Consider the following 17,616-nt stretch of genomic DNA (forward strand, 5'->3'; position numbering starts at 1 on the left):
AGGTCGGTAAATGCGAAAGTAGGAGGCAAATGCCTTTTATGCTTAGCATTTACCTCCTACCCGATTTAGGCATTATGACACCCTCTGACTTTGTTTTAGGGGTATCTCTGTTTTACTATGTTTGTTCACTATATACGTAAACAACATTCATAATCGGAATCATTCTACATACGTTTCGATTTATTCATTCTGGTCTTTCTCTGTGATTAGCTTGTTCTCCTGCATCTCCCTCAAAGGAATCTGATATACCCAATTCTTCTCCTGTGCAGGTACAGTCAACTTATAACCGGCCAAATGGTTGTTCCCCTCATAATTGCGATCAATTCCTTTGTTCAAGCGTTTCAGGTCGAAATAGGAGAAACCTTCTCCCCAAAGTTCGATACGACGTTGCAAATAAACATCTTCCACAGTTACGGTAGACATGTCCCAGCTCGGTTGACGATTAGCCATCAGTATTTTTAACACTTCAGCAGCCTTTGCTCCTTGATTAAGATGCGCATACGCTTCGGCCTCAATCAACACCATCTCTGCCGCACGCATATACATGTAATCCATTGTCCAAGCACCGTCTGTTCCGAACTTCAAGTTCGCATAAGGTTTCCTAGATCCCACTGTCGGGTTCTTGGCATTGCCTTCAGCACCGTTAAACAAACTTTTTCGATAATCGTCACTGGCAATCGACTCATAAAGTTTTTTATCAATCAAGCGAGTGGAATATCCTAAGCCACCATAACCGGGAGCTAAAGCTGATATGTGAGAGAAGAAGGAAGCATAAGTCGTGGTGGTTTCCGTAGTATGATCAAATCCCCACATCCACTCTTCATTGGAAATATCCATAAAGCCATCATGCAAGCCGGTTTTTCCCATAATAGCATAGCCGTCACGTGCTTTATTTGCTGCCTCTGCGGCCTTTTGCCATTGTTGGCTCAACAAATAATAACGCGCCAACAAACCATTTGCCACATTCACATCTATATAGTTTTTATTGGGGCGTTCATAACCGGCCAAGTTTTCTACAGCAGCAGTCAAGTCTTTTTCTATTTGTTCATAGACAGCCCCCAATGTATTACGTCCCTTCGAAGCAGTGATTTCCTCTTCCGTTTTCCCATCTGCAGTCGTATATATCAAAGGAACACCTTTTGCCGTATTGTTGACGGCTCCATTGGCATCTACAGGAAATTGATACAGTTGAATCAGGTAGTAGTAAGCCATGCCTCTGATAGCCTTGGCTTGTCCCAATAGGGATTTTTGGGCAGCAGTTTCACCCCCATTCGGATAGAGGGAGATAACTTCATTTGCCTTTGCAACCAGTGTGTAAAGACAAAGCCAATCCACTGAAGTGCGGCGATAGTTATACATTCTGTTGTCATGTTGATAGTCAAATCTGAACCAGTGACCGGCCGATAGCGCAATATCTTGTCCCATCATATCCGTGCTATGTAGTATTGACATGATTCCGAAGTCATCGTGAGCTCCTGTCCCTGCCATGTCAAAAGTAACCATCCAAGACCACATTCCATTCAGAAACACGTCCGGATTATTTCCGGCTGCCTCGGAAGCTGCCTGTGCATCCAACTCGGCAGTATATTCCGTATCAAGGAATGATTCGCTGCACGAGCCAAATCCCACTATGGCAAGCAGCCCAACTACAATATATCTTGTTATTTTCATACGTTTTTATTTTTATATGTGTGAATTAAAAAGTAAGGTTCAATCCTACTGAGTAGGTACTTAAAGCGGAGTAAACAAAACCGGTACTTCCTGCGAAACTCTGACGAGGATCTAATCCCTTACGCTTGGATTTCAGCCAGATATTGTCACCGGTCAAATAGAAACGTAGTTTCTCTATACCGTATTTCTTTAAAATGGACGTTGGGAGAGCATATCCCAATGTTACATTACGCAGGCTGAAATAAGAAGCTTTTGTCAGGAAGAAGTCTCCTTCTATCTTATAGTTACGGTCTCCAAACATTAATGAAGGAATATTGGTATTTGTATTGGTAGAAGTCCAACGGTTAAGCATATCTTTGTGGAAGTTCTGTCCATTATCTCCCGCATTCATCAATGAAGAATAAAAACTATCCATTACATAACCGCCCAATTGGAATGCCGTTTGAATGGAAAGATCAAAGCCGTAAGCCTCAAATGTCGTAGATAATCCTCCTGTAAGGTCGGGTATCGCCGATTTTCCGGTTTGACGCAAAGTTGCATCCGAAGATTTGTTTACTATTTCTATTGATTCGACGCCTGCGTCGTTCTTTACATATTTATTATATTGAGGTTTACCATTTTCCGGATTCACTCCTACGTATTCGTATGTATACCAATCATAGAGCGTTCCTCCCAATTTTCTCCAATAAGAGCCGGCCTGATATCCATCAGGAAATTCATCGGTGGGTTTGGAGTCAGGCAATTTGGTCAACTCATTTTTATAATGAGTGGCATTAAACGCAACATTCCATTTGAAATTGTTCTTTTTCAAGATATCTGCCGTGATTTCAAGTTCGACACCGGTATTCTTCATATTCATTTCGTTGCGATAGATAAAGGTGGGACTACCTTCGGAAGCCGCCAATGGACTGGCATAGAGCATGTCTTTGGTTTCTTTGATGAAGAAGTCGGCGTTCACATTGATACGTTCAAATAATCCCAATTCGAAGCCAATGTTGAAGTTGCTGCTCTTCTCCCACGTCAAGTCCTTGTTTCCGCGGAATGTTTTAGTGAAAGCGGCTTTTCCACCCACGCGGTTCACTGTATAAAGGTCGGAGTAGGCTTTCCAGATAGTGTAGCCATCAGAGTCTAACACGTTGTCGTTTCCTTGTGTTCCGAAGCTGGCTTTCAATTTCAATGAATTGATGGCCTCTACATCCTTTAAAAACGTCTCTTCCTTAATTCTCCAGGAACCACCTATTGCCCAAAAACTGCCCCAGCGATTATCCTTGTGAAACTTGGACGAGCCGTCACGGCGATAACTGGCTGTAAAATAATATTTGTCGGCATAGTTGTATTCTCCTTTCAGGAAATATCCTTCCAAAGCATATTCTGCCGTGTAAGAAGTAAGGTCTTGATACTGGGCTGCATTGCTAAACTCTGGATTATTATAATCAGAGTATCTGGTCATGTGTCCACGCATATACTCATATTTGTCATTCTTGGTTTCATGTCCCAGCAAAGCACTTACATTATGCTTTCCGAACGAATGTTGCCAGTTGAGTAACTGATTTATATTCAAAGCCGCACGGCGAGTGCTGTATTTGTAGCCACGCCCTCCTACATTAGCGGCGTCTCCCCCAATCGGAGTTGCAAAGTTCGTTTGCCTCATGTCGAACACGTCGAATGCCACGTTTGTCGTAAACTTGAAGTCTTTCAAGAAAGTAGCTTCTAAATATCCGCGTGAGCTCAAGTTATCGTACATTGTTTTGAAAAGATTCTCTTTCGCTACGGCATAAGGATTTTGTTCGGAAGCATATGGACGCCCATATTCCGTACCGAAATCATACTTCACTTTCCCTTTCTCGTCATACTGCAATTTTCCATCCGCATCATACAGATAGATGGGGTAAATTGGAGCGATGTTCTGCGCAAACATGAAGATATTGGAATATTGAGTTCCAGTACTTGACGCAAACCTTTTCATGATAGTATTTGCATAAGCAATGTTTCCGCCTACTTTTACAAACTTACCGATTTTCTGATCCACCTTTACGCGAGTACTGATACGGTCGAAACCCGAACCTACCATATAACCCTCGTCAGACAAATAGCCTAAAGAGGCATATGCCTGCGTGCTCTCGGTTCCACCTGAAATATTGATATTGTATTCCTGACGAGTACCATTGTCAAAAGGATCTTTCCGCCAATTATCCGCCCATTTGAGTTCTTTGGCTGCTGCATTCAATTTTCCGGTAGCCGGGTCAATCAATGCATTATCGGCAACATTCTTAAAGATGTTATACTTCAAATTCTCTTTGATTAAATTTTCTGCCGCATATTTGGGTGCTTCTGACCCTTTTTCCGCAACCAAGCTGTTGCGGTAGGCTTCATACATTGTCTCGTAATATTGACCGGGAGACGTAATGATGTTGTAATCCGGTATACCACGTGTATTGAATCCATATCGGGCCTCGAAGTCGATCTTTGTCTTGCCGGACTTACTTCCTTTTGTAGTTATAATAATCACACCATTAGAGCCGCGTGCACCGTACATGGAATTGGCAGCGGCATCTTTCAATACAGTCAATGACTCTATATCCTGTGAAGAAATGGAGTTCAGCGAACCTTCATAAGGTACGCCGTCTACCACAATCAATGGAGACTGGCTGCTGGAGATTGAACCCAAACCACGAATAATGATGCTGGCAGAAGAACCGGGAGTACCACTTGAGGAAACTGTCTGCACACCGGCAATAGATCCTTCCAGCGATTTCGAGATGTCGGAAACCTGCATCTTCTGGATTTTCTCGCCTCTCATCGTTGCGGCCGCTCCTGTAAACGATGACTTCTTCGCCGTGCCATAAGCCACAACCATCACCTCGTCCAATAATTCGGATTCCGGCTTCATCACCACTCTCACATTCGGCTTTATCGCCACCTCCTGTGTCTGCATGCCAATGAATGAAATCTGCAAAGTTTTCGCGGAACTTGGTACGTTTGGTAATGTAAAATCACCATCCACACCGGTAATGGTACCGATTTGCGTACCTTTCACCAATACAGAGGCTCCAATAACCGGCTGCCCGTCTTCTTCAGAAACTACAACACCTGTAACTTTCTGGGTTTGGGCAGTTACCAAGCCTATCCCTACAAAAAGACAGGCCAATAACAGCATTAATTTTCTTTTCATAAATTCTCTCTTAAAGTTTAACTTTTCATTAAATGTTTCTATACTCTAACAAAATGCAAATATATTAATAAAACTGAAACAAACAACTATTTTATTGAAAAAACCTTGCAACCCTGTCTTTTTGTTAATCCGATATGCCTTTTTATGCTTTTAAGCATACTTTTTGCCTTTAAAAAATCCAAAAACAGGAATACTGCCTATCATAATGCATCTCTCCGTTTGGCGCAAGACTCCATTTTATATACACTTTTTATAAAAACAGGGTTAAAAAGGAGGCTGGCGGTTTGTGAAATCTGCTTCATGCACTGATAATTCGATTTCACAGTCCAAGTGATAGGAATTCCGAATAGCCGATATCTTTCCCATAAATACCCTAAAGTTTCACCCATCCTATGTGAGGAGGATGAAACTCATAGTTTCAGCACGTCACATAAAATAGGAAAGGAGTCCCCGATGGCACGTTTGTTGAACAAAATACCGGATAATTGCAATACAAATTCTAAAAACCTGAAGAGATGAATAAGATTACTTACCGTTTAGTGTACAACAGGAAGAAGTGCCTGAATAGGCAAGGGACGGCCTTGGTGCAAGTGGAAGCTTATCTGAAAAACAAGAAAAAGTACTTCTCTACCGGAGTTTATCTGAAACCAGAGCAGTGGGACACCGCCAGATGTGTAGTGAAAAAGCACCCGAATGCGGATGCACTGAATCGCTGGATACAGCAGTATGCAACAGAGATAGAAAAGAAAGAACTGGATATGTGGCGGCAAGGAAAGCGCATTTCTCTGGAGTCGTTGAAAGACGGCTTGAGCGGCAACAGCGGTCCCTCGTCTTTTCTGCATTTCTTCAAACAAGAAGTAGAAAATTCCACATTGAAGAAGAGCAGCAAGAGTAACCACCTCTCTACGCTTGCACTACTGGGGGAGTTTAAAAAGGATCTCTGCTTTGCCGACCTGACTTTCGAGTTTATCACCTCGTTCGAATGCTTCCTGCGCTCCAAAGGCTACCACATCAACACGATAGCCAAGCACATGAAACACCTGAAGCGGCAAGTCAATATAGCAATCAATAAGGATTATATGAAAATGAGGGAGTATCCTTTCAGAAAATATAAAATTAAAACCGTGGCCAACAAACACACCCACCTCACTCCGGAAGAGCTGGAGCGGCTGGAGTACCTGCCCCTTATGGGGAAAGCCGCCAAGTACAGGAAAACGCTGGATGCGTTTCTCTTTTGCTGCTATACGGGGATACGATTTTCCGATTTCATCAATCTGTCTTCGGATAACATAGTAGAAATATATCGGGAAACATGGCTGGTTTATAGAACTGTCAAAACCGATACGGAAGTCAGGCTTCCCCTTTTTCTTCTTTTCGACGGGAAAGCGCTCGGAATATTAGATAAATACAAGGATGCCCCGGATTGTTTCTACCAGCTGAAAAACAATTCCAACGTGAACAAGGAGTTGATTATGCTTGCACGCTTGGCTAATTTAGGAAAAAGAATATCTTTTCATACTGCCCGGCATACCAACGCCACCTTATTAATATATAAAGGTGTAAACATCACCACGGTGCAGAAGCTACTCGGTCACAAAAGCTTGAAGACTACACAGGTTTATGCGGAGGTGATGGATATGACCATCGTACAAGACTTAAAGAAGAACTCAGTGAAGCCAAACGGAGAATCGGGTAGATTTGCCGATGACAAACAGCCTTACGAGAAATAGTTTCTATTTATTGATTTACAATGCATTATACCAGAAATCCGGTACCCAATCGGTAGATAAAGTGTTTTACGCATCATGCCCACAAGGAGGCGGGAAGAGGTACTGCAAGGATAGAGTTAGTTTTCTTAAGATTTTTATTGACTTGACGATCAATGCATTGCGCATGGCATAGTTCCGCGAAGACTTTGCAGATTTCATTCATTGGTATGCAGACACAGGAGGTGGCTATAAAACCGAATGTGAGAGTGGCACTCAAAAGTAATGCGGAAACGTTGGACGAGGTCGTTGTAGTGGCTTACGGTACTCAAAAGAAAGAATCGGTAGTAGGTGCTCAAGCATCTGTCAATGCCAAGCAATTGGAAAAACGTCCTATCACCAATGTGTCCAATGCCTTGGGCGGCTTAGCATCGGGTGTACAAGCTGTAACTTCTACCGGACAACCGGGCTCGGGAAGCTCGATTCTTATTCGTGGATTTGGCTCAATGAACGCTTCCTCGGCACCTCTTTATGTAGTGGACGGTTCTATCTATAATGGTTCTCTTTCGGACCTGTCACCGCAGGATATCCAAAATGTCAGCATCTTGAAAGATGCGGCTTCCACATCTCTCTACGGTTCGAGTGCGGGTAACGGAGTAGTGCTGATTACCACGAAAAGCGGAGCCGGAGCCAAAGACGGAAAACCCAAGTTCGATTTAACCATAAATCAAGGATTTACCCGCAGGGGACAAGATGATTACAAAAAAGTAGGGACGATGGATTACTATCCCATCAGATGGCAACAATGGTATAATGCTTTCAAATATGGGCGTAATCTTGATGATGCCACTGCGGGTTCGAATGCTGCTTACTATGTTTGGAATGACTTGAAGTATAACCCTTATGCCGGTATTACTTCCGTTTATGAAGAGAATCCTACAACCGGAGATTTGACTGTGACAAATTCTCCTCAAACCGGAACATTTACTTTTCCTGCCATCGTCATGCCCGACGGAACCTTGAATCCGGAAGTCAACGGATTGTTATATGGAGACGACCTTGATTGGGAAAAAGCATTGTTCCGTACCGGGTATCGCAGCGAATATACGTTGAGCGGAGGATTGAACACCGATAAAATGCAAAGTTTCATGTCCATCGGATATTTAAGTGAAGACGGTTATAGAAAGCATACCACATTCGAGCGTTTCTCCGCGCGCGCCAATGTGTCTTACACTGTCAATAAATGGATAGGAACAGGTGCCAATGTAGCTTTCTCGCGTACGCATAATGAAGCCCCCAAGCGGGCGACTGGAGCTTATAGTTCCAACTCTTTCGCTTTTTTACGTGGAATAGCTCCCATCTATCCCATTCATGTACACAATGCTGATGGCTCATACGCGTTAGATGATAAAGGGGAAAGGATTTATGACCATAACGCATTGCGTCCATACACCGCCAGATTCAACCCGGTGGAGGAAGGCTTATTGGATCATTCCACATTCGACAGAGATGCCATTACGAGCCGTCTGTTTGCGGAAGTGACTTTTATCCCTGATTTAAAATTACGTGGCAATTTAGCCTACGATTTGAGTCGGGCATTATCCAAAACACGCTTCAACAACAAAATGGGAGATCAGCCGGCCGGTCTCTTAATTATGGCAGACAATCGCTACTCTACAATAACATTCAACCAATTGCTCACGTATAAGAAGAGCTTTGGAAACCACAATTTTGACCTCTTATTGGGACATGAAAGTTATTGGTTAAAAGTGCAGACCACCGGTATGGAGAAAAAAGGCATGAGTATCTTAGGAATTGACGAGATGAACAATTTATCTACGCCGGTAAGCATGGAATCTCAGACAGACACATATACAAAAGAAGGGTATTTCACCCGTCTGAACTATGATTACGATACCCGTTACAACTTCTCCATCTCTTATCGCCGTGACGGTACATCGCGATTGGATCCTGACCACAGATGGGGTAACTTCTGGTCAGTGGGTGCCGGTTGGAACATTGCCCGCGAATCTTTTATCGAGGCTGATTGGCTGAACACGCTGAAAGTCCGTGCTTCTATCGGGCAAACCGGTAACGATGCCATCGGGTCTTATTACGCTTACAAAACCCTTTATGGCTTAGGTAACAATAATGGTGACAAGGCCGGCGTACGCTTTGCTCGTTTAGGTAATCGGAACCTACAGTGGGAGACACAAACCAGTTATGACTTCGCCATCGAGTACAGACTTTTCGATAAGATTAGCGGGACGGTGGAATTCTTCAACAAAGAATCCAAAGACCTGTTGTTCTCCTATCCGCTACCTCTGTCCAGCGGAATCTCTTCCATGGAACGGAACATCGGTAAAGTGCGCAATTATGGTATTGAATTTGACATAAAAGCGAATCTGATATCACAAAACGATTTGAAATGGGATGTCACATTAAATGGTACATGGCTGAGAAATGAAATTGTACGTCTGCCGGATGAGAACAGAGAGAAAGGCATTGAAAACGACTATACAAAGTATGAAGAAGGACGTAGCATCTACGACTTCTATCTGAACGAATGGATTGGAGTTGACCCGGAAGACGGTCTGGCAATGTATCGTTTGGACAATGTACGCTATCCTAATAATGCCGATCCTAATAAGGAAGGCTTCGTGGGAGTAGGAAAAGAAGGCGAGGCTGCCACTTGGACGAAAGACGGACGTTTTGCGAAAAAACATTTTGCAGGCAGTGCCATTCCAAAACTTTACGGAGGTTTCGGAACCGGACTTGAATGGAAAGGATTCGATTTAGACCTCGCTTTTGCTTATCAACTGGGAGGGAAGACCTATGATGGAGCTTATCAAGGCTTGATGGGACGAAACTTGCAGGGTGGTCGTGCTATGCATGCCGATATGTACACGGCTTGGAAGAAACCGGGCGACGTGACCGATGTTCCCCGTTTGGATGCCGAAGGTGGTGGAAACTATGACGCCCTGACTTCCGATCGTTTCTTGATTTCCAGTGACGCTTTATTGCTGAAGTCTATTGCAGTTGGTTATACCTTGCCCAAGAAGTGGGCCAAAAAAGTAGGACTTGAAAGCGTACGCATCAGCGTGGCAGGCGAGAATCTCTTCCTATGGTCGGCCCGTCAAGGTCTGAACCCGATGATGAACTATAGCGGAGTGACAGGCGCCGCTTTCTATGAATATGCCAAAACTTTGACTTCAAGCATCAATATTAAATTCTAATTCTAAAAAATGACTTATATGAGAAAGTTTAAAAAAATATGCGCGGCATTCTTTGTCGGACTGCTGGCTACCGGATGTGCGGGAGACTACCTGGACAACGAGCCATCTAACTCCATAAGCCGGGATAAAGCTGTAGAAAACACAGAAGGACTGAGGTACATTCTGGAAGGGGTGCACAATATGATTTATTCATATAATTTCAGTAATCAAGTATTCACCCTCGGCCAACCGGGTCTGAATGCTAGCTTGGACTTACTTGGAGATGACATGATCAACACTAAACCGGCCTACCACATGAGTGTTTATCGCTGGGAAGACCATACAAGTCCTGACGGAGAAATCAATCTCTATGCTTGGGACTATTTCTATACTATCATCCAGCATCTGAACGAGATTATCGGAGCGGTAGATAACGTGAAGAATGCTGCGGCAACGGAAGTGGCTACCTTGAAAGGGGAAGCTTATAGCTTGCGCGCATGGGCTTACTTCAATTTGGTTCAACTTTACGGCAAACGCTATGTAAAAGGCGAAGCCAATGACAATTTGGGAGTTATTATTCGTAAAGAAGTGTCATACGATGCTCGCCCGCGCTCTACCGTGGCTGAAGTATATAAACTTATTGATGAAGACATTAAGACCGGTCTTGAGAATTTAGAAAAGGCTCCTGACTTGGAACGCAAAAACGTGATTCGTTATTCTACGGCATGTGGCATTGCCGCACGTATCGCCTTGGCAAAGTCGGAATGGGCAGATGCCGAGAAATATGCAGATTTGGCAATTAAGCATTCAGGCGCCACTCTACAACAAGGTGGTGCGCTTTGTGACGGCTTCTGCGATTTGAGTGCCTCCGAATGGATGTGGGGCTATTATCAAGGCAGTGACCAGGATTTTTTCTACGCAAGCTATTTCTGTGCGTATTCTTACAACTTTAACGGGCATAATAAAGGTTTCAAACATGCGGTAAACCGTACCTTGTATGACAAGATGGGCAAAAACGATGCACGTCGCGGCTGGTGGGTATGTTTGGATCAAGGAGATAAGATTCCTAAAGATGCCAGCGCCTCTTACTTTGAGGGAGGAATGAGTAAGCCCAATTGGGAAGTTACCGGGCAACAAATCAAATATCGCGCCAAAGGAGCTGAAGATACGCATGGAGATTTGCTGATTATGCGGCTGGGAGAAATGTACTACATCAAAGCGGAAGCACAAGCCAGACAGGGTTCCGGCAGAGAAGCCGATGCCCGTGCCACTCTATTGGAAATCATGAGTACACGCGATCCGGAATATAAGACGGAGGCTGTGGGCGATGAACTGATGGATGAGATTTTCCGTAACAAACGAATTGATTTATGGATGGAAGGGCAACGTTTCTTTGATATGAAACGCTTGGGCATTATTCCCGATCGCTTGAATAGCGCAAATATTCAAATACACTTAAAAGGCAATGCCCAAAAGACTGCTATCACTCGTAACTCAGGTACCAATGCCAAGAAAATAGCCAAGTCTGTAGATGATAAATATTGGGAGTTTGCCATTCCGTATACGGAAATACGTGGTAATGATCAATGTGTACAAAATCCTTTATAAAGGTATGTCATAAGATTATCGTAAATCATTAATCTAAAAAAGGATAGACCTCACCAAACGCTTTTGAAAAGCCATTTGGTGAGGTCTCTTTTTCGGCAAATAATGAAACTCGTACCCCGCATCGTACTCTGTCAGAATGCCGATCAAGTGGTCTTTGTAGAATATGTTGGCTTGTCTCATTGATTATTCGTTTTTGACGTAGTAACCATTTCATAATTGAAGAACTCGAGAAGCTGATTCACCTTATCGAGGCGTAGCGTTTCCTTTCCTTGTTCAAGGTCGCGAACGAAGCGCAATCCTACACTCGACTTCAACGAGAGTTCTTCTTGTGTCAGGTTATACTGCTTTCGCAACATTTTGACTGTAGTAGAGAGACTGTTCATAATCATCCGGATTTATACCTTTTCGGGTTCGAAGTTCATACAAATATTCAATATTATACCATAAGGGGTATAAATCATTGCTTTCCGGTGCGATTATATCAGATAAGGTGCAATTTTGTGATAGCAGACCCGAAAGAAGCCATCATGGCTCTGACAAGTACGGCATAGCCCTTCTTCCTCTCCGTAACGTTTGCGCAGGTATATGGCGCAAACGTCCTCTGATAGCATCGCATCTCCGCTGAACAGAAAGATACTCAGCAAACCGCTATCAACAAAGTAGTGTTTCTTCACCGTATCTTTCTCCACAAACTTCGTCGTATAATTTTCCAACGAGAACAACATGCGCAGGTATCTGCCTCAAAAACAGGACCGGTATGATTTCTTGCTTTTTGAAGAATGACAGTTTTTTGCTTTTTCTATGAGTTCTGCTGTGAGGCGGTCTGCAAATTTCGAGTACTTGCTGTCTATCAAATTTTGCGCCAATGCCGGTAGTTCCGGTGAACTTTTATTTACAAGAAAGGGAATAATATGTCAGTTTCTTAATTGGGGAAAGTAAAAATGTTATTCATTAATATATCCAATGTTTCGGACAAAGCTTCATCTGTTGTCACCGGGCGTGTTTTCCGGTTAAATGGCGGGCATATGGCCGAATTAAAGAATGACATTGCTTGAAGATTGTGTGAAAATCCTTATATTTGTGGCCATTAAAATTGGAATATATATAATATAAGGTATAGTAAATGAAAGAATTTGTAATTTCCGAGGTGCAGGCCGAAACAGCGGTATTGGTGGGTCTTATCACAAAGACGCAAGACGAGCGCAAGACCAACGAATATCTTGACGAGCTGGCATTCTTGGCTGAGACAGCCGGGGCGGAAGTGGTGAAAAGATTTACCCAAAAGCTGGAGCAGGCTCATTCGGTGACCTATGTGGGCACGGGCAAGCTGGCCGAGATAAAAGAATATATCAAGAACGAAGAAGAGGCCGAACGTGAGGTTGGAATGGTAATCTTCGATGATGAACTTTCTGCCAAACAGATACGAAATATTGAAGCGGAACTGAAGATTAAGATATTGGATAGAACTTCCCTTATTCTCGACATTTTTGCCATGCGCGCACAGACAGCCAATGCTAAAACACAGGTGGAACTGGCGCAGTACAAATACATGCTTCCCCGCCTGCAACGCTTGTGGACACACCTGGAACGTCAGGGAGGCGGCTCTGGTGCCGGAGGCGGCAAGGGGTCTGTGGGGCTTCGCGGACCGGGTGAGACGCAGTTGGAAATGGACCGCCGCATCATCCTTAACCGTATGTCTTTGCTGAAAGAACGTTTGGCCGAGATTGACAAACAAAAATCTACGCAGCGCAAAAACCGCGGACGGCTGATTCGTGTGGCGTTGGTGGGATACACCAACGTAGGCAAGTCGACGCTGATGACGTTGCTCTCGAAAAGCGAGGTGTTTGCTGAGAATAAGCTGTTTGCCACGCTGGACACTACGGTGCGCAAGGTGATTATCGAAAACCTGCCGTTCCTGCTTTCCGATACGGTGGGTTTTATCCGCAAGTTGCCCACTGATTTGGTGGATTCCTTCAAGTCCACCCTCGACGAGGTGCGCGAAGCCGATTTGCTGCTGCATATCGTTGATATTTCCCATCCCGATTTTGAAGAACAGATAGAAGTTGTGAACAAGACATTGGCCGACATCGGTGCTGCCGGCAAGCCCATGATGCTTGTATTCAATAAAATAGACGCTTACACCTACGTGGAGAAAGCGGCTGACGACCTTACCCCCAAAACAAAAGAAAACTTAACACTCGAAGAACTGATGAAGACGTGGATGGCGAAGATGGAGGATAGTTGCCTCTTTATCTCCGCCCGTGAAAAAATCAACATGGAGGAACTGAAAAGTGTGGTTTACGGACGTGTGAAGGAACTGCATGTGCAGAAGTACCCCTACAACGATTTTCTTTATCAGTTCTACGGAGACGAAGAATAATCTCTGGAGAGTTGAAAAGAAGCTTTCCTCTTTCATTAAATCCGTATGAGTTATAGAAAATTGACCGAGGCCGAAGTGCTTCGTTTGAAAAGCCAATCGTGCCTGGCTGACGATTGGGAAAAAGTGACCGTTGCCGAAGAGTTTGTAACGGAGTTCGTGCACCATACTCGTTTCTCGGGAGAGGTGCGTTTAGGAGTGTTTCGTTCGGAATTTACTTTGCCGGGAGGAATAAAGAAGCATTCCGGCCTGCGGCATGTGACGTTGCATAACGTTACCGTGGGAGATAATTGTTGCATTGAGAATATCCAGAACTACATTGCCAATTACGAGATAGGCCACGATACTTTTATCGAGAATGTGGATATTATCCTTGTGGACGGAGTATCGAAGTTCGGCAACGGGGTGGAAGTCTCCGTCCTGAACGAGACGGGAGGGCGCGAGGTGCTTATCAGCGACAAGCTGTCGGCGCATCAGGCTTACATCATGGCCCTTTACCGCCATCGTCCGGAACTGATAGCCCGGATGAAAGAAATCACAGACTTCTATTCCAATAAGCACGCTTCTGCCGTGGGGAGCATAGGCAGCCATGTGATGATATTGAACACCGGCTCCATCAAGAATGTCCGTGTGGGCGACTATTGCCGCATTTGCGGGACGTGCCGCCTATACAACGGGAGCATCAACAGCAATGAAGTGGCGCCGGTGCACATCGGGCACGGGGTGATTTGCGACGACTTCATCATATCTTCCGGTTCGCACGTGGACGACGGGGCCATGCTGAGCCGCTGTTTCATTGGGCAGGCCTGCCGGTTGGGGCATAACTATTCGGCTTCCGACTCGTTGTTCTTCAGCAATTGTCAGGGAGAGAACGGTGAGGCATGTTCCATCTTTGCCGGGCCGTTCACGGTGACGCATCACAAATCTACTCTGCTGATAGCCGGCATGTTCTCGTTCATGAATGCCGGTTCGGGATCTAATCAAAGCAATCACATGTATAAGCTGGGGCCTATTCATCAAGGAACGTTGGAGCGTGGTGCGAAGACCACATCGGACTCGTACATCCTGTGGCCGGCAAGGGTAGGGGCATTTTCCTTAGTCATGGGACGCCACGTCAACCATTCCGATACATCGAATCTGCCTTTCTCCTATCTGATAGAACAGAACAATACGACTTATCTGGTGCCGGGTGTCAACCTGCGCAGTGTGGGCACCATCCGTGATGCCCAAAAATGGCCGAAGCGTGACGGACGCACCGACACCAACAAGCTGGACTACATTAACTACAATCTCCTCAGTCCCTACACCGTGCAGAAGATGTTCAAGGGACGGGAAACGTTGCTCAACCTGCGCCATGCCGGTGGCGAACTGTCTGATATCTACTCTTTCCATAGTGCGAAAATCCGCAATTCTGCACTGCATAAGGGACTTAAGTTTTACGAGATTGCCATTCATAAGTTCCTTGGCAATTCAGTCATCAAGCGTCTGGAAAGAATCGACTTCAGAAGCAACGAAGAGATACGTGCCCGCCTGAAGCCCGATACGCTTGTGGGCAGTGGTGAGTGGGTGGATATCTCCGGGCTGATTGCTCCGAAAAGCGAGATCGATGCTTTGATAGGCGGCATTGAGTCGGGAACGGTGAATAGGCTGAAGTATATCAACGCCGAGTTTGAAAAGATGCATACTAACTATTATACGTATGAGTGGACGTGGGCATACGAGAAGCTGGAAGAATTTTACGGCATCAGTCCGGCGAATATGACGGCGGAAGACGTTATTCGTATTGTGGAAAAGTGGAAAGAGGCTGTGGTCGGTCTGGACCGTATGGTTTACGAAGACGCCAAGAAAGAATTCTCGCTGGCTTCGATGACCGGATTTGGCGCTGACGGTTCGCGCCTTGAAAAGGAACTCGACTTTGAACAGGTGCGCGGCGACTTTGAAAGCAATCCTTTCGTTACGGCTGTGCTGAAGCATATCGAAGTGAAAACGGCGCTGGGTGATGAACTGATAGGGCGGATGAAAAAGGTGTTGTAGATGAAATCATCTTCTCTCTGCATGCAGGGCATCATTTTTACTCTGATTAAAGAAATATTTCAATAATAGTTCTTACCTTTGCTTTGTGAAAGCAGGCGACATTCGGGACGTGACACACATAAGATTGCTCCTGTTTGGTTCGCACTGCTTTTGTGCAGCGATTAACTAACTTAAAAATAAACGAGTAATTATGGCAACACCTCCGTTCAAGTATCAGCCTATGTTCGAGAAAGGGAAAGATACTACCGAGTATTATCTGCTCACGAAAGATTATGTTTCAGTAAGCGAGTTTGAAGGAAAGCCCATCCTGAAGATTGAGAAAGAAGGTCTGACGGCTATGGCAAATGCGGCTTTCCGTGATGTGTCGTTCATGTTGCGCCGTTCGCACAACGAGCAAGTGGCCAAAATATTAAGTGACCCCGAAGCGAGCGACAATGATAAATATGTGGCATTGACCTTCTTGCGCAATGCGGAAGTGGCGTCTAAAGGTGTGCTTCCTTTCTGCCAGGATACGGGTACTGCCATCATTCATGGTGAAAAAGGACAGCAGGTGTGGACGGGATATTGCGATGAGGAAGCTCTTTCTTTGGGCGTTTACAAGACCTATACGGAAGAGAACCTTCGTTATTCTCAGAATGCTCCGCTCACCATGTATGACGAAGTGAACACGAAGTGCAACCTTCCGGCGCAGATTGATATCGAAGCTACGGAAGGCATGGAGTATGAGTTCCTTTGCGTGACCAAAGGCGGTGGTTCTGCCAACAAGACTTACCTCTATCAAGAGACAAAGGCTATCTTGAATCCTTCGACGCTCGTACCCTTCCTCATCTCGAAGATAAAGACGCTGGGTACGGCGGCCTGTCCTCCTTATCACATCGCATTTGTCATCGGCGGAACTTCTGCCGAGAAGAATCTGCTGACAGTGAAATTGGCTTCTACCCGCTTCTACGACAACCTGCCTACTACGGGCAATGAGTACGGACGTGCTTTCCGCGATGTGGAGTTAGAAAAAGAAGTTTTGGCGGAGGCTCATAAGATAGGGCTTGGCGCACAGTTCGGCGGCAAATACATGGCTCACGATGTTCGCATCATCCGCCTGCCTCGTCACGGTGCTTCTTGCCCTGTGGGCTTGGGAGTTTCCTGTTCTGCCGACCGTAACATCAAGTGTAAAATCAATAAAGAAGGTATCTGGATTGAGAAGTTAGACAGCAATCCGGGGGAATTGATTCCGGCGGAACTCCGTCAGGCAGGCGAGGGTGATGTTGTGAAGATTGACCTGAACCGTCCGATGGCCGATATCCTGAAAGAATTGACCAAGTATCCGGTATCTACCCGTCTGTCGTTGAACGGAACCATCATCGTGGGTCGTGACATTGCGCACGCCAAGCTGAAAGAGCGTTTGGATAAGGGTGAAGACCTTCCGCAATACATCAAAGACCATCCCATCTACTATGCCGGCCCTGCCAAGACTCCTCAAGGCATGGCTTGCGGTTCGATGGGACCGACCACGGCCGGACGTATGGACTCTTACGTAGAGTTGTTCCAAAGTCATGGCGGCAGCATGATTATGCTTGCCAAAGGTAATCGCAGCCAGCAGGTGACGGATGCTTGCCAGAAGTATGGCGGCTTCTATCTCGGCTCTATCGGTGGCCCTGCCGCTATCTTGGCGCAGAACAACATCAAGAGCATCGAGTGTGTGGAATATCCCGAACTGGGCATGGAGGCTATCTGGAAGATTGAAGTAGAGAATTTTCCGGCATTTATTCTGGTAGATGATAAGGGAAATGACTTCTTCAAACAGTTGAAGCCTTGGAATTGCAGTAAGTAAACCTA

The 17,616-nt window shown here is 45.2% G+C and carries 10 protein-coding genes and 1 pseudogene; 6 read left to right on the forward strand and 5 right to left on the reverse strand.

From position 1 onward, the window contains the following. Window positions 1–180: 180 nt before the first annotated feature. The gene (locus C4H11_RS09860; RefSeq protein WP_106041623.1) at window positions 181–1,671 is read right to left on the reverse strand and encodes a RagB/SusD family nutrient uptake outer membrane protein; all 1,491 of its coding nucleotides are present in this window, start codon (window positions 1,669–1,671) and stop codon (window positions 181–183) included. 25 nt (window positions 1,672–1,696) lie between these two features. Then, window positions 1,697–4,843, reverse strand: coding sequence for a SusC/RagA family TonB-linked outer membrane protein (locus tag C4H11_RS09865; RefSeq protein WP_106041625.1), 3,147 nt, complete (start codon window positions 4,841–4,843; stop codon window positions 1,697–1,699). 515 nt (window positions 4,844–5,358) lie between these two features. Here C4H11_RS09865 and C4H11_RS09870 point away from each other — a divergent pair. The 3 genes from C4H11_RS09870 to C4H11_RS09880 all read left to right on the forward strand — a co-directional run bounded on the left by C4H11_RS09870 (window position 5,359) and on the right by C4H11_RS09880 (window position 11,372). Next, a complete protein-coding gene (locus C4H11_RS09870; protein ID WP_106041627.1) occupies window positions 5,359–6,573 on the forward strand; it encodes a site-specific integrase in 1,215 nt (404 codons plus the stop codon). A gap of 206 nt (window positions 6,574–6,779) precedes the next feature. Further along, on the forward strand, window positions 6,780–9,785 hold the full coding sequence (locus C4H11_RS09875) for a SusC/RagA family TonB-linked outer membrane protein (RefSeq protein WP_234819815.1): 3,006 nt from the start codon (window positions 6,780–6,782) through the stop codon (window positions 9,783–9,785). Window positions 9,786–9,803: 18 nt separating this feature from the next. After that, window positions 9,804–11,372, forward strand: coding sequence for a RagB/SusD family nutrient uptake outer membrane protein (locus tag C4H11_RS09880; protein ID WP_106041631.1), 1,569 nt, complete (start codon window positions 9,804–9,806; stop codon window positions 11,370–11,372). Window positions 11,373–11,462: 90 nt separating this feature from the next. Here the strand turns inward: C4H11_RS09880 and C4H11_RS09885 are convergent. The 3 genes and pseudogenes from C4H11_RS09885 to C4H11_RS09895 form a co-directional block, all read right to left on the reverse strand. Further along, window positions 11,463–11,552 (reverse strand): annotated as a pseudogene (locus C4H11_RS09885) (HipA N-terminal domain-containing protein); the annotation flags it as partial. Next, window positions 11,549–11,755: a helix-turn-helix transcriptional regulator gene (locus tag C4H11_RS09890; RefSeq protein ID WP_106043328.1), complete on the reverse strand. Its 207-nt coding sequence runs from the start codon at window positions 11,753–11,755 to the stop codon at window positions 11,549–11,551. The pseudogene C4H11_RS09885 and the gene C4H11_RS09890, both read right to left, overlap by 4 nt. A gap of 93 nt (window positions 11,756–11,848) precedes the next feature. Then, the gene (locus C4H11_RS09895) at window positions 11,849–12,061 is read right to left on the reverse strand and encodes a hypothetical protein (RefSeq protein ID WP_129588297.1); all 213 of its coding nucleotides are present in this window, start codon (window positions 12,059–12,061) and stop codon (window positions 11,849–11,851) included. Window positions 12,062–12,495: 434 nt separating this feature from the next. Between C4H11_RS09895 and hflX the strand changes: the two genes are divergently transcribed. From hflX to C4H11_RS09910, 3 genes are all read left to right on the forward strand, one after another. Further along, complete coding sequence (gene hflX / locus C4H11_RS09900) at window positions 12,496–13,752, forward strand: GTPase HflX (protein WP_106041634.1); 1,257 nt, start codon at window positions 12,496–12,498, stop codon at window positions 13,750–13,752. A gap of 45 nt (window positions 13,753–13,797) precedes the next feature. Beyond that, on the forward strand, window positions 13,798–15,783 hold the full coding sequence (locus C4H11_RS09905) for a DUF4954 family protein (protein ID WP_164996528.1): 1,986 nt from the start codon (window positions 13,798–13,800) through the stop codon (window positions 15,781–15,783). A 190-nt stretch (window positions 15,784–15,973) separates the two neighbouring features. After that, a complete protein-coding gene (locus C4H11_RS09910) occupies window positions 15,974–17,611 on the forward strand; it encodes a fumarate hydratase (protein WP_106041638.1) in 1,638 nt (545 codons plus the stop codon). Window positions 17,612–17,616: the final 5 nt, after the last annotated feature.

It is taken from the genome of Bacteroides zoogleoformans (assembly GCF_002998435.1).
Lineage (GTDB): Bacteria > Bacteroidota > Bacteroidia > Bacteroidales > Bacteroidaceae > Bacteroides > Bacteroides zoogleoformans.